The organism is Streptomyces sp. P3 (assembly GCF_003032475.1).
GTDB lineage: Bacteria > Actinomycetota > Actinomycetes > Streptomycetales > Streptomycetaceae > Streptomyces.
In genome coordinates this window covers 3963403-3976543 of record NZ_CP028369.1, presented here as the reverse complement: position 1 = coordinate 3976543, position 13141 = coordinate 3963403, and the positions used below count along the sequence as shown (strand labels likewise).

15 protein-coding genes are annotated in these 13141 nt (G+C 72.6%); 8 read left to right on the top strand and 7 right to left on the bottom strand.

What is annotated here, in order from left to right:
• Nucleotides 1-35: 35 nt before the first annotated feature.
• The gene (npdG, locus tag C6376_RS17865; RefSeq protein ID WP_107444325.1) at nucleotides 36-764 is read right to left on the bottom strand and encodes an NADPH-dependent F420 reductase; all 729 of its coding nucleotides are present in this window, start codon (nucleotides 762-764) and stop codon (nucleotides 36-38) included.
• Nucleotides 765-866: 102 nt separating this feature from the next.
• On the opposite strand from npdG, the gene C6376_RS17860 reads away from it, so the two are divergent.
• On the top strand, nucleotides 867-1463 hold the full coding sequence (locus C6376_RS17860) for a hypothetical protein (RefSeq protein WP_107444324.1): 597 nt from the start codon (nucleotides 867-869) through the stop codon (nucleotides 1461-1463).
• A gap of 121 nt (nucleotides 1464-1584) precedes the next feature.
• Complete coding sequence (locus C6376_RS17855) at nucleotides 1585-2925, top strand: MFS transporter (RefSeq protein WP_173985670.1); 1341 nt, start codon at nucleotides 1585-1587, stop codon at nucleotides 2923-2925.
• On the opposite strand, the gene C6376_RS17850 is transcribed toward C6376_RS17855, so the two are convergent.
• Entirely contained in the window at nucleotides 2926-3159 is a 234-nt protein-coding gene (locus C6376_RS17850) for a hypothetical protein (RefSeq protein WP_107444323.1), read from the bottom strand. It lies immediately after the preceding gene.
• Nucleotides 3160-3216: 57 nt separating this feature from the next.
• Between C6376_RS17850 and map the strand changes: the two genes are divergently transcribed.
• Nucleotides 3217-4074, top strand: coding sequence for a type I methionyl aminopeptidase (gene map / locus C6376_RS17845; RefSeq protein WP_107444322.1), 858 nt, complete (start codon nucleotides 3217-3219; stop codon nucleotides 4072-4074).
• A gap of 112 nt (nucleotides 4075-4186) precedes the next feature.
• On the top strand, nucleotides 4187-4834 hold the full coding sequence (locus C6376_RS17840; RefSeq protein WP_107444321.1) for a heme oxygenase (biliverdin-producing): 648 nt from the start codon (nucleotides 4187-4189) through the stop codon (nucleotides 4832-4834).
• 54 nt (nucleotides 4835-4888) lie between these two features.
• Here C6376_RS17840 and C6376_RS17835 read toward each other — a convergent pair whose 3' ends face one another.
• The gene (locus C6376_RS17835; RefSeq protein ID WP_107444320.1) at nucleotides 4889-5092 is read right to left on the bottom strand and encodes a hypothetical protein; all 204 of its coding nucleotides are present in this window, start codon (nucleotides 5090-5092) and stop codon (nucleotides 4889-4891) included.
• Between the two features lie 105 nt (nucleotides 5093-5197).
• On the bottom strand, nucleotides 5198-5842 hold the full coding sequence (locus tag C6376_RS17830; RefSeq protein WP_107444319.1) for a PhzF family phenazine biosynthesis protein: 645 nt from the start codon (nucleotides 5840-5842) through the stop codon (nucleotides 5198-5200).
• 258 nt (nucleotides 5843-6100) lie between these two features.
• Between C6376_RS17830 and efeO the strand changes: the two genes are divergently transcribed.
• From efeO to C6376_RS17810, 4 genes are read left to right on the top strand one after another with little or no spacing between them, the layout of a single operon-like run.
• Complete coding sequence (gene efeO, locus C6376_RS17825; protein WP_107444318.1) at nucleotides 6101-7240, top strand: iron uptake system protein EfeO; 1140 nt, start codon at nucleotides 6101-6103, stop codon at nucleotides 7238-7240.
• Nucleotides 7241-7266: 26 nt separating this feature from the next.
• On the top strand, nucleotides 7267-8520 hold the full coding sequence (gene efeB, locus C6376_RS17820) for an iron uptake transporter deferrochelatase/peroxidase subunit (RefSeq protein ID WP_107444317.1): 1254 nt from the start codon (nucleotides 7267-7269) through the stop codon (nucleotides 8518-8520).
• 3 nt (nucleotides 8521-8523) lie between these two features.
• Nucleotides 8524-9417: an iron uptake transporter permease EfeU gene (efeU, locus tag C6376_RS17815; protein WP_107444316.1), complete on the top strand. Its 894-nt coding sequence runs from the start codon at nucleotides 8524-8526 to the stop codon at nucleotides 9415-9417.
• Nucleotides 9356-10378 (top strand): hypothetical protein, encoded by a 1023-nt coding sequence (locus C6376_RS17810; protein ID WP_107444315.1) that lies wholly within the window; start codon nucleotides 9356-9358, stop codon nucleotides 10376-10378. The genes efeU and C6376_RS17810 overlap by 62 nt, the downstream gene beginning before the upstream one ends.
• A 49-nt stretch (nucleotides 10379-10427) precedes the next feature.
• Here C6376_RS17810 and C6376_RS17805 read toward each other — a convergent pair whose 3' ends face one another.
• From C6376_RS17805 to C6376_RS17795, 3 genes are all read right to left on the bottom strand, one after another.
• Entirely contained in the window at nucleotides 10428-11165 is a 738-nt protein-coding gene (locus C6376_RS17805) for a bifunctional DNA primase/polymerase (protein WP_107444314.1), read from the bottom strand.
• 130 nt (nucleotides 11166-11295) lie between these two features.
• On the bottom strand, nucleotides 11296-11928 hold the full coding sequence (locus C6376_RS17800) for a TetR/AcrR family transcriptional regulator (RefSeq protein WP_107444313.1): 633 nt from the start codon (nucleotides 11926-11928) through the stop codon (nucleotides 11296-11298).
• Nucleotides 11929-12071: 143 nt separating this feature from the next.
• Complete coding sequence (locus tag C6376_RS17795; protein ID WP_107444312.1) at nucleotides 12072-13073, bottom strand: Gfo/Idh/MocA family protein; 1002 nt, start codon at nucleotides 13071-13073, stop codon at nucleotides 12072-12074.
• Nucleotides 13074-13141: the final 68 nt, after the last annotated feature.

Below are 13141 nucleotides of genomic sequence, written 5' to 3'. Positions count from 1 at the left end.
TGCCGGGCTGGCTCCGACCAGTGTCCCCCATGCGCTCATACGTCCGTGACGCGCAGCCCGGCGTGGGCCTTGTAGCGGCGGTTGACCGAGATCAGGTTGGCGACCAGGGACTCCACCTGGTGGGCGCCTCGCAACCGGCCGGCGAAGACGCCGCGCATGCCGGGGATGCGGCCGGCCAGCGCCTGCACGATCTCGACGTCCGCCCGCTCCTCGCCCAGCACCATCACGTCGGTGTCGATCTCGTCGATCTCCGGGTCCTGGAGCAGGACGGCCGACAGGTGGTGGAAGGCGGCGGCGACCCGCGAGTCCGGCAGCAGGGCGGCGGCCTGCTCGGCGGCGCTGCCCTCCTCCGGCTTGAGCGCGTAGGCGCCCTTCTTGTCGAAGCCGAGCGGGTTGACGCAGTCGACGACGAGCTTGCCGGCCAGTTCCTCGCGCAGGGACTCCAGCGTCTTGCCGTGGCCCTCCCACGGGACGGCCACGATCACGATGTCGCTGCGGCGCGCGGTCTCGGCGTTGTCGGCGCCCTCGACGCCGTGGCCGAGTTCCTCGGCGGCGGCCAGGGCGCGGTCGGCGGCGCGCGAGCCGATGATCACCTTCTGGCCGGCCTTGGCGAGCCGGTAGGCGAGGCCCTTGCCCTGCGGCCCGGTGCCGCCGAGCACGCCGACGACCAGTCCGGAGACGTCGGGGAGGTCCCACGGGTCCTTCGCGGGCGCCTTCGCCGGCGCGCCCGCGGAGGCGTTTCGTGCACTGTCGGTAGAGGTCATGGGCCGACTTTACGTGGGGGTGCGCGGCGGTCTTCCCCAGGTCGGGTGAATGCGGGGCGATCGGCGGCCGGCGGCGGCCGGACTGCGACAGCATGCGGCGGCATGGACGCCGTACGGGTCGCGCTGCTGCGTGAGGTGCTCGCCGGGACCGAGTGGCTGGGGGCCACCCGGCGGTTCGCCGCGGTGCTGCGGGGGTCGGTGGTGTCGCACGGGGGCGGGCTGCTGCTGGTCGGCTCGGCGCGGTACGAGCCCTGGCATCTGGCGGCGCACCTGGTGGACGAGGCCGCGTGGTCGGGTACCCCGGAGCTGGCGCCGACGCTGGTGCGCCATCACCCCCGTCCGTCGGACCCGGCGCAGCTGGCGGTCGGCCTGGGCCGGATCGAGGCGGCGCGGCGCGGCGAGACGCTGCTGGTGGCGACGCCGGCGGGGGACGCGCCGCTGCTGGAGCGGGTGTCGGACGCCCGGCGGGCCGGGGTCACGATCCTGGCGCTCGGCGTCGGCGAGGCGCAGCTGACGGCCCTGGCGCACGAGACGCTGGCCGTCCCGGACGGCTCCGCGCTGGACCTGGACACGGTGCAGCACCTGGTGAGCGCGGCGGCCGGGGAGACGCTGCCGCCGGCCCGGGGGCGCCGTCGTCTGCGCGACCGGCTCTCCCATCTCGCCGAACGTCTGACGGCGCCGCCCCCTCCCGCCTGGTGACCGCCCCGGCCCGCCGCGCCGGGCCGGGGGCGCCGAGGGGGGGCGGGACGCCGAACGGGGCGGGGCTACTGAGGGAAAAGCGGTTGCCGCTCTCTCCGGTGGCGGCCGAGCATGGCCCTTCGTGACCGACGACGCCTTGCCCGCTCCCGCTCCCGCTTCCGCTCCCCCGCCCTCCGGTCTGCGTGCGCTGCTTCCCGACCTCGCGCCCTGGCGGGCCTCCCCGGACTTCCGACGGCTGTGGGTCTCGGGGACGATCTCCGGGTTCGGGACCTTCCTCACCTTCGTGGCGCTGCCGGTGCAGGTGAAGGAGCTGACCGGGTCGGCCGCCGCGGTCGGCGCGATCGGGGCCGTGGAACTGGTGCCGCTCCTGGTGTTCGGACTGTACGGGGGCGCGCTCGCGGACGCCTGGGACAAGCGGCTCCTCATCGTGTGGACCGAGGCGGGGCAGGGGCTGCTCAGCGCGGTGCTGCTGGTCAACGCGATGCTGCCGGGGCCGGCGCTCTGGCCGCTGTACGTCGTCGCGGCCCTCTCCTCGGCTCTCGGTTCCGTCCAGCGGCCCGCGCTGGACTCGCTGTGGCCGCGGATCGTCGCCCATGAGCACCTGACGGCGGCCGCCTCGCTGAACGCGCTGCGGTGGACCGTGGGCGGGGTCGCCGGACCGGCCCTCGCCGGTGTCGTCGTCGCCTACGCCGGGCTGGGCTGGGCCTACGCCGCGGATCTGCTCACGTTCGTGGTGTCGGTCGCCTTCATGGCGGGCATCGCGGCGTCCCCGGCGTCGCACGAGGCGGCCCGCCCCTCGCTGAAGGCCGTCGCGGAGGGCGCCCGGTACGCCTGGGGCCGCAAGGAGCTGCTCGGCACGTACGCGGTCGATCTCGCCGCGATGGCCCTCGCGATGCCGCTGGCCGTGCTGCCGTTCCTCGCGGACGAGCTGGACGCCGAGTGGTCGCTGGGGCTGATGTACGCGGCGGTGCCGGCCGGGGCGCTGCTGGTGAGCCTGACCAGCGGATGGACGTCACGGGTGCACCGGCACGGCCGGGTGGTGGCGCTGTCGGCCGCGCTGTGGGGCGGGGCGATCGCCGCGGCGGGGCTCGTCGGCGACGTATGGCTGGTGCTGCTGTGTCTGACGTTCGCGGGCGGCTTCGACATGGTCAGCGGCATCTTCCGCGGGGCCATGTGGAACCAGACGATCCCGGACGAGCTGCGCGGGCGGCTCGCCGGGATCGAGTTGCTGTCCTATTCGGTGGGGCCGACGGTCGGCCAGCTGCGCAGCGGCGGCGTCGCGGCCTGGCTGGGGGTGCGGACGTCCGTCTGGTCGGGCGGTCTGCTGTGCGTGGGCGCTGTGGGGCTGCTGGCGGTGTGCCTGCCGGGGCTGATGACCTACGACGCCCGGACGAACGAGCACGCGGTGCGGCTCGCCGGGCGACGCGCCGCCACCGCGCCCTCGTCGGCGCCGGACGGCTGATCAGCCGCCGCCCGGCGTGCCGCCCTCGGGGGCGTCGTGCCACCGGGGGTCGTTCTCCCACTCGAGGTTGCGCTCGCGGGCGGTCTGCATCGCGTGCTCGGCCTCCCCACGGGTGGCGTACGGGCCGAAGCGGTCCTTGCCCGGGCAGTCGGGACCCTCTTCGACCTTCTTGTGCTCAAGGCAGTAGTACCACTCGCCCGGCTTGCCGGCGGTCCGCTTCTTGAACAGGGGCATGACGGCTCCTCTCGCCATCGTCATGTTCCCCCATGGCCGCTCGTTAGACTCACTGGCATGTCTGGCCAGTCACTGCTCGTCCCAGGCGAGCTGTCCCCCATCCGTTCGGTGCCCGGAAACATCCGCCGGCCCGAGTACGTCGGCAAGCCCGCGCCGGCGCCGTACACCGGGCCGGAGGTGCAGACGCCGGAGACGGTCGAGGCGATGCGCCGGGCCGGCCGGATCGCCGCGCAGGCGATGGCGGAGGCGGCGAAGCTGATCTCGCCGGGCGTCACCACCGACGAGCTGGACAGGGTCGCGCACGAGTACATGTGCGATCACGGCGCCTACCCGTCGACGCTCGGCTACCGCGGCTTCCCGAAGTCCCTGTGCACGAGCGTCAACGAGGTGATCTGCCACGGCATCCCGGACTCGACGGTGCTGCGGGACGGCGACATCGTCAACCTGGACGTGACGGCGTACATCGGCGGGGTGCACGGCGACAACAACGCCACGTACCTGGTCGGGGACGTGGACGACGAGTCGCGGCTGCTGGTGGAGCGGACCCGGGAGTCCCTGGAGCGGGCGATCAGGGCGGTCAGGCCCGGCCGGCAGATCAACATCATCGGGCGGGTCATCGAGTCGTACGCGAAGCGGTTCGGGTACGGGGTGGTGCGGGACTTCACCGGCCACGGGATCAACTCCTCGTTCCACTCCGGGCTGATCGTCCCGCACTACGACAGTCCGCACGCGACGACCGTCATCCAGCCCGGGATGACGTTCACCATCGAGCCGATGCTGACGCTCGGCACCCACGAGTACGACATGTGGGACGACGGCTGGACCGTGGTGACCAAGGACCGCAGGCGGACGGCCCAGTTCGAGCACACACTCGTCGTGACGGACACCGGCGCGGAGATCCTGACGCTGCCGTAGCGCGAGGCGAGACCCGTTCCCGGCCGGGGGCGCGTCTTTTCTTGTACGCTTTTACCGACAGTGTGTCGGCAACCCATTGACTTAGGTAAGCCTTACCGCGAAGGATGGGGACATGGACTCGTTCTCGACACTCATCCGCACGGCGTCCCACGAGCAGCACAGGGAGGCGGAGAGCTCGACGTTCATGGGCGACCTGCTCGGCGGCCGGCTCGGGGTCGACGCCTACGCGCGCTACACCGAGCAGCTGTGGTTCGTGTACGAGGCGCTGGAGGCCGGGGCGGAGCGGCTGGCGTCCGATCCGGCGGCCGGGCCGTTCGTGCGGCCGGAGTTGTTCCGGCTCGCCGCGCTGGAGCGGGACCTGGCGCATCTGCGGGGCCCCGGATGGCGCGACGGCCTGTCGGCCCTGCCGGCGACCGGGCGTTACGCGGCCCGGGTGCGCGAGTGCGCCGAGCGGTGGCCCGCGGGGTACATCGCCCACCACTACACGCGGTATCTGGGCGACCTCTCGGGCGGGCAGATCATCCGCGACCGGGCGGAGCGGACGTGGGGCTTCGCGCGCAAGGGCGACGGCGTCCGGTTCTACGTCTTCGAGGAGATAGGCAATCCCGCGGCGTTCAAGCGGAGTTACCGGGAGCTGCTGGACGGGGTGCGGGCGGACGACCTGGAGAAGCAGCGGATCGTGAGCGAGTGCAGGCACGCCTTCGCGCTGAACACCGCCGTCTTCCGGGAGCTGGGCGAGGAGTTCCCGCTCTCGGCGTGAGCCGGGCGCACGGACGGGCCCCCTCGCTTTCCGGCGAGGGGGCCGTGCGACGGGTCAGAAGCGGTCGCAGTGCTTGCCGGCCCAGAAGATGTCGGCCGAGACCGTGTCGATCGCGCCGACGTACGGGCTGCAGACACCCTTGACCTCACCGAAGTGGTGGTGCTCGCGGGGGCCGGCGTCGGCGGTGGCGGTCGTCGCGCCGACGGCGGCGAGGGCGAATCCCAGGGTGGTGGCGGCAAGGACTGAACGGATGCGCATGGTGTTCCTCTCACGGGGCTGAGCGGTCACGCTCAGTGGTCCCCGTTCGCGTCCGCGCGCACACGCCACACCACCCGTACGGACGCCGACGCACGGCCGGCGGGCTCAGCGCTCGAGGAACACCCGCCCGCCGATCTCCACCCAGCCGTACGGCTGGGGGGCCGTGAGGATCTGGGAGCCCGCTCCCTGGGTGATGTTCAGGGCCCGGCCGAGGCGCTCGGTGAGCAGCAGCGCCGCGGCGCCCGTCGCCTCGTCCTCCTCGACGCCGTCGTCCCGGCCGGGGAAGCCGCGGGCGCGGATCCGGCCCGCGGGCTCGTCCTCCCAGGCCCACGCGTAGATCCACTCGCCCTTCGGCGGCACCGGCAGGTCGTCGACCTCGGCGGCTGTGGCGTACTGGCTCAGGGTGCGCGGCGGGGCCCACTCGGCGCGGGCCTCGATCCAGGTGAACTCGCCGTCCTGGCGGGCACCGACGAGCCCGGCGGGGGTGACGAGCTCGGGGACGTCGAGGAGCCAGCCGACGCCCACGCACGGGTGGCCCGCGAACGGCAGCCGCATGGTGGGCGTGTAGATGTCGACGACGCCGCGCTCGGGGTCGTCGACGAACACGGTCTCGCTGAAGCCGAGTTTGGCCGCGAGCTCCTGACGGTCCGCACGCTCGGGCAGCACCGAGCCTTCGCGCACCACGCCCAGTTCGTTGCCGTAGCCGCCGTTCGGCGCGCAGAAGACGCGGAGCACGTCGTAATCAGTCACCGGGGAATTGAAGCACTGCCGGCGGCGGCGTACGTGCGATCGCGGCGGCCACGGAAACGGAATCTTTGAATCTCCTTTTACCTTTCCTTGACGTCTGGTTTGTGACTCCGTGATCCTCTCGTGCTCTTACAGCGTCTATGAGAGCTGAATCACGGCCAGGACGGGTATTACGCAGGTAAGCCTTGGATAAGTTAGGCGAGCCTCACCAATCCGTGTGAGCCCTGTCACGTGATTTTTCAGCCACCGCTGGGAGCCCGAATGCGAGCCGCACGACTCTCCGTCGTCACCGCCGTCGCCATGGCGACGGCCCTGACCGCCGTCACGGCCTGCACCTCGAAAAGCGGGGACGAGGACGGCGAGCGGGTCATCGGCGTGACCGCCACCGACTCCAAGTGCGAGACCTCCAGGAAGGAGATCTCCGCCGGCCACGTCGAGCTCGCCATCGAGAACAAGGGCTCCAAGGTCACCGAGGTCTACATCCTGTTCCCGGACGACCGGGTCGTCAGCGAGCGCGAGAACATCGGCCCCGGCACCAAGCAGCGGGTCACCGCCGAGGTGAAGGCCGGTAGCTACGAGATCGCGTGCAAGCCGGGCATGAAGGGCGACGGCATCCGCCAGGACCTCAAGGTCACCGGCGGCTCCGCGGCCGAGCGCGATCCCCGGCTGGACAAGGCGGTGGCCGCCTACCGCTCCTACGCGCAGGCCCAGGCCGACGAGACACTGCCCAAGGTCGCGACCTTCGTCGCGGCGGTCAAGGCCGGCGACCTCGAGGCCGCGAAGAAGGCCTACGCTCCCTCCCGCATCGGCTGGGAGCGCACCGAGCCGGTCGCGGAGTCCTTCGGCGACATCGACCCGAAGGTCGACGTCCGCGCCGACGGCCTGGAGGCGGGCCAGAAGTGGACCGGCTGGCACCGGCTGGAGAAGGCCCTCTGGCAGGACAAGAAGATCGGCGCCGAGGAGAAGACCCTCGCCGACCAGCTGGTCACCGACCTGACCGACTGGCAGAAGCGCGTCGGCAAGGCCGAGATCACGCCGACCTCCATGGCCAACGGCGCCAAGGAGCTCCTCGACGAGGTCGCCACCGGCAAGGTCACCGGCGAGGAGGAGCGCTACTCGCACACCGACCTCGTCGACTTCAAGGCCAACGTCGAGGGCGCGCAGAAGTCGTACGACCTGCTCAAGCCGGTCGCCCAGAAGAACGACCCGGCCCTGGTCACCGAGCTGGACAAGCAGTTCGCCGCGCTGAACGCGCTGCTGGACGCCTACCGGCCGAACGCCACGTCCTACGAGTTCACCTCGTACGACAAGGTCGGCGCCGCCGACCGCAAGAAGCTGTCGGACGGGGTCAACGCGCTCGCGGAGCCCCTGTCCAAGCTCGCCGCCGCCGTCGCCAAGTAACCGAACAGCATCCGAGGGGCCAGGACATGACGGAGTCGGACATCCAGGGCACCAGCCCGACGCGACGGTCGCTGATCGGCTGGGGCGGTGCCGGGCTCGCGCTCGGCGCCGCCGCGGCGGGCGGCGCGGTCGCGATGACCCGCACCGGCAACGACGTCGACCCGGTGGCCGCCGACGCGGGCGCCGCGGTCGACTTCCACGGCGCGAACCAGGCGGGCATCGCCACACCCGTGCAGGACCGGCTGCACTTCGCCGCGTTCGACGTGACGACCACGGACCGCGCCGAGTTCGTCCGGCTGCTGAAGGACTGGACCGAGGCGGCCCGCCGGATGACGGCCGGGAAGGCGGTCGGCGAGGGCGCGCACGGCGGCCTTCCCGAGGCGCCGCCGGACGACACCGGCGAGGCGCTGGGCCTCAAGCCGTCCCGGCTGACCCTGACGGTCGGCTTCGGGCCCTCCCTGTTCACGAAGTTCGACCTGGCCGCCCGGCGGCCGGGCGCCCTGGTCGACCTGCCCGCCTTCGCCGGGGACGCGCTCGACGCGGCCCGCAGCAACGGCGACCTGTGCGTCCAGGCCTGCGCGGACGATCCGCAGGTCGCCGTGCACGCGATCCGCAACCTGGCCCGGATCGGCATGGGCAAGGTCGTCATCCGCTGGTCGCAGCTCGGCTTCGGCAAGACCTCCTCCACCACGCCCGACGCGCAGACCCCGCGCAACCTGATGGGCTTCAAGGACGGCACCCGCAACATCGCGGGCACCGAGACCGACCGGCTGAAGAAGTTCGTGTGGGTCGGCGAGAAGGACGGTGCCGACTGGATGACGGGCGGCTCCTACCTCGTCGCCCGGCGCATCCGCATGCACATCGAGACCTGGGACCGCACCTCGCTGCAGGAGCAGGAGGACATCTTCGGCCGGGACAAGGGCGAAGGCGCTCCGGTCGGCAAGGCGAAGGAGCACGACGAGCCGTTCCTGAAGGCGATGAAGCCCGACGCGCACGTCCGGCTCGCGCACCCCGACTCCAACCAGGGGTCGACGATCCTGCGCCGCGGCTACTCCTTCACCGACGGCACCGACGGTCTGGGCCGGCTGGAGGCGGGGCTGTTCTTCCTCGCCTACATGCGCGACGTGAGCAACGGATTCGTCCGCATCCAGCGCCACCTGGCGACCGACGCGCTCAACGAGTACATCCAGCACGTGGGTTCGGCCGTCTTCGCGGTCCCTCCGGGCGTCCGCGACAAGGACGACTGGTGGGGCCGGACGCTGTTCTCCAAGGAGGCGTAGCGCGTGTTCTCCAACTACCTGATCGGACTGCGCGAGGGCCTGGAGGCCAGCCTCGTCGTCTGCATCCTCATCGCCTACCTGGTGAAGACCGGACGGCGCGACGCGCTGAAGCCGGTGTGGGCCGGCATCGCCGTCGCGGTGCTCATCGCGATGGCCTTCGGCAGCGTCCTCGAATTCGGCTCGCAGGAGCTGACGTTCGAGGCGCAGGAGGCGCTCGGCGGTTCGCTGTCGATCGTCGCGGTCGGCCTGGTGACGTGGATGGTGTTCTGGATGCGGCGCACCGCCCGGCACCTGAAGGCGGAACTGCACGGCAAGCTGGACGCGGCCCTCGCCATGGGCACCGGCGCGCTGGTCGCCACCGCGTTCCTCGCGGTCGGCCGGGAGGGCCTGGAGACGGCCCTGTTCGTGTGGGCGTCGGTGCACGCGGCCGGCGACGGCACCCCGCGCCCGCTGATCGGCGTGGCGCTGGGCCTCGCGACGGCCGTCCTGCTCGGCTGGCTGTTCTACCGCGGAGCGCTGCGGATCAACCTGGCGAAGTTCTTCACCTGGACGGGCGGCATGCTCGTCGTGGTGGCCGCCGGCGTCCTCGCGTACGGCGTCCACGACCTCCAGGAGGCCGACTGGGTCCCGGGCCTGACGGACAAGGCCTTCGACGTCAGCGACACGATCCCGCCCGACAGCTGGTACGGGACGCTGCTGAAGGGCGTGTTCAACTTCCAGCCCGATCCGACGGTCGTCCAGGTCACGGTGTGGCTGCTCTACCTGATCCCGACGCTCGCGCTGTTCCTCGCCCCGGTAGGGTTCGCCTCCGGGAAGGGGAGGGTGAAGTCACCTGATGAGCAGGGAACGCAGCCTGACGACCGGGGCTCCGAGCACGCGCGGGCCCCGAAGGCGTGACCGGTACGCGCTGACCGCGGCCTCGCTCACCGCCGTCTCGCTCCTGGCGAGCGGCTGCGTGGTGGTCCACGGGGAGCGCGAGGTGCTCCCGGGCGCCACGGCGAAGGAGGCCGCCAAGGCGGTCGACCGGTTCACGTCCGCGTACAACAAGGCGGACGCGGCGTACGACGCCTCCCTGGACGCCGAGTACACCGCCGGCGCCCTCCGGGCCATCGACGCGGCGCGCCTGAAGGCGGGACGCGCCAACAACCCGAACGGCAACCCCCAGCACAAGCCGCTGGTGCTGTCGGACGTGTCGTACACGATCCCCGAGAAGGCCGGCTGGCCGCGCTGGTTCGTCGCCGACGCCAAGGGCAACAAGGGCGGTGACACGCGCTGGCTGCTGGTGTTCACCCGCGACGCGCTGTCGCAGCCGTGGCGGGCGACGTACCTGACGCTGGTGGCGCCGGGCTCGCTGCCGAAGTTCGAGAAGGACGAGGACGGTTGGGCGCAGGCGGTGCCGGCCGACACCTCCCGGCTGGCGCTCGCGCCCGAGGACCTGAGTCAGGACTACACCGAGTACCTGCAGGGCGGCGGGGGCCCGTTCGCGGACGGCGCGTACACCAGCGCGCTGCGCGCCACGCGCACGAAGAACGCCAGTCGGCCGGGGCTCGCGACGCAGTACATCGACGAGCAGCTCACCGAGGGCGCCTACGCGCCGCTGGCGCTGCGCACCACGGACGGTGGGGCGCTGGTGTTCTTCACCACGCACCACTACGTGAGGCAGACGGCCGCGGCGGGCGCCGCGGTGCCCGCCCCGAACCAGAGCGTGCGGGCGCTGACGACGGGCGAGATCAAGCAGTCGCTGACCATGGAGTTCGTCGCCAACGAGGTGGCGCTGGCCCCCGCGAGGGGTTCCGCCGGGGGGAAGGTGTCGCTGCTCAGCCGGCTCGAGGGGCTGACCGCGGCGAAGGGCGAGTGACGCCCCGCCGCGCGGCGGGGACGGGGGGACCGGCCCGGGGCCCGGGCGCTCAGCGGTGCAGGGGCCAGGCGCCGGCGCTGTGGTCCGGGGTCTCGCCGGCGTGGCGGGCGCACGCGTCGGTGAGGATCTCCAGGAGCGTGAGCGGGTCGGGCAGCGGGTGCTCGGGGCCGCGCAGCCAGTGCACGCTCTGCGCGTCGTCGCCGGGGAGCCGGGCGGGCGGCACGAGGACGTAGGAGCCCCGGCAGTGCCAGCGCAGGCCGGGGTGCTCGTCCATGGTCTCGGGGTGGCAGTCCAGCTCACAGGGCCACCACTCGTCCTCGTCCTCGGGGGTGCCGCGGGTGAGGGTGAAGAAGAGCAGCCGGCCGTCGTCGCTGACGGCGACCGGGCCGACCTCGACGCCGGCGTCCAGCAGCCGCTCGAGGGCCGCCCGGCCGGCTTCCACGGGCACGTCGAGGACGTCGTGCGTCATGCCGGTGGCGGTGATGAAGTTGGCCTGCGGCTGATGACGGGCCCAGCGCTCGATCTGGGCGCGGTCGGTGGTGGACTGCGTCTGCCAGGCGAACGACACCGGGTGCCGGGCCGGGGTCGGGCAGCCGACGCGGTCGCAGGAGCAGCCGTAGCCGGGGGCCGGATGAGCGGCGGGCGCGAGCGGGAGACCCGCTCCGGCGGCGGCCAGCAGCAGGGCCTCACGGCCGCCTTCGCCCGCGGCTTCCGTCGGGCCGCTCGTGCGCAGCCACTCCGAGAGTTTGCCCCACAGGCCGGTCCGGCCGCCGAACTCCGCGCTCATCTGTCCCCTCGCCTCGCTGTGGTGCGGACAGCATGCCTCATGGTCCCATCATCCTGCGCATCGGGGGGCCGGAGCCGTGAATCGGGGCAGGTGGGACGGGTGGGGCCAGAGTGATACATGTGGTGCCTGCTCACCGGGGAGCGAGGCCGTGCAGGGCGTAGTCGACGAGGGTGTCGGTGTACTCGTAGGAGATCGGGCCGGTGTACTGCAGCCAGCGCTGGGCGAGCGGTGAGACGAAGAACTCGAGGGCGATGCGCAGATCGACGTCGGCACGGACCTGACCGGCCTCCTGGGCGGCGCGCAGCCGGTCCACGTAGAGCCGGAGGGACGGCTCCAGGAGCTTCGCCGTGAACGCGCGGCCGACCTGTTCGTCGACCACACCCTCGGCGGCCAGGGCGCGGGAGGGCGCCTCGAACCCGGGGTCCGTGAGCTGGTCGACGGTGGCCCGCAGCACGGCCTTGAGGTCGGCGGCGAGGTCGCCGGTGTCGGGGATGGCGTACGGCTCGTGCTCGGCCGCCCCCGCGTCCCGCGCCGCCTGTTCGCCGAGGTCGAGGAACGCCTCCAGCAGGACGTCGGCCTTCGATCCCCACCAGCGGTAGATGGTCTGCTTGCCGACGCCGGCCCGGGCCGCGATGCCCTCGATGGTGGTCTTCGGATAGCCGACCTCCACGACGAGGGCGAGGGCGGCGTCGTAGATCGCGCGCCGTGACCGTTCGCTGCGGCGGGCGGTGTCGGGGGCCGGCTTTCCGGGCTGGGTGACCATGCTCCGAAGGTACCAAGCCGGTGAGACGGTCCGTCTCGGAAGCGGCCGTCCGGCCGGCTCCGGGGCCTCCGCCCGGCTTGCGGGCCGTCGCCCGGGACGGGAGCCGTCGCCCGGCCGGGGACGGTCAGGTGGGCTCGGGACGGTCAGGCCGGCTCGCCGGGGTAGCGCACCCCGATCTGCTCCCGGACGGCGTCCAGGGTCCGCATGACGGCGAGGCTGCCGTCGAGCGGGACGAGCGGGGACTCGGTCTCGCCGGCCCGCAGGGCGCGCATGACCTCGCGGGCCTCGTGCCGGAACGTGGTGCGCGGCCCGTCGGCCGGGTCGGCGGCGAACTCCTCGGGGTCGTGCCCGGCGCGGTGCAGGACGATCCGGTCGGGGTGGAAGAAGCCGGCCGGGATGTCGATACGGCCGCGCGAGCCGGTCACCGAAGCGGTGGTGCCGGTGCCGCCGGAGACGGAGCAGTGCAGTGCGGCGAGCGCACCGGAGTCCCAGGACAGGGCCAGCGCCGTCTGGAGGTCGACGCCCTCGGCGGACAGCACGGCCCGGGCGGCGATGCCCGACGGCTCACCGAGCAGCAGGTGGGCGAAGGAGACCGGGTAGACGCCGAGGTCGAGGAGCGCGCCGCCGCCCTGGGCGGGGTCGCGCAGCCGGTGCGAGGGCGGGAAGGGCCCCTCGAGGCCGAAGTCGGCCTGCACGGTGCGGACGTCGCCGATCGCGCCGTCGTCCACGAGGGCCTTGAGACGGCGGATGACCGGGTTGCAGTACATCCACATGGCCTCCATGAGGAAGCGGCCGCCCGACCTGGCCAGCCCCACGAGTTCCTCGGCCTCGCGCACGTTCAGCGTGAACGCCTTCTCGCACAGCACGTTCCGCCCGGCCTCCAGGCAGAGTCCGGCGGCGAAGCGGTGGGCGGCGTGCGGGGTGGCGACGTAGACGACGTCGATGTCCTCGTCGGCGGCGAGGGCCGCCCAGTCGCCGTACGCGCGGGGGATGCCGAACCGGTCGGCGAACGCCTTCGCGGAGGCCTCGGTGCGTGAGGCCACGGCCACGACCTCGGCGTCGGGCAGGTCGATCAGGTCCGCCGTGAACGCGGCGGCGATCCCGCCGGTCGCCAGGATGCCCCACCGAACCGTGTCCGTCGTCATACCGCGCCCCGCCCTCGTGCCGTCCCAGCAGTGTGTTCGAGCTGAGAGCATAGGTGGCCGAGACGTCG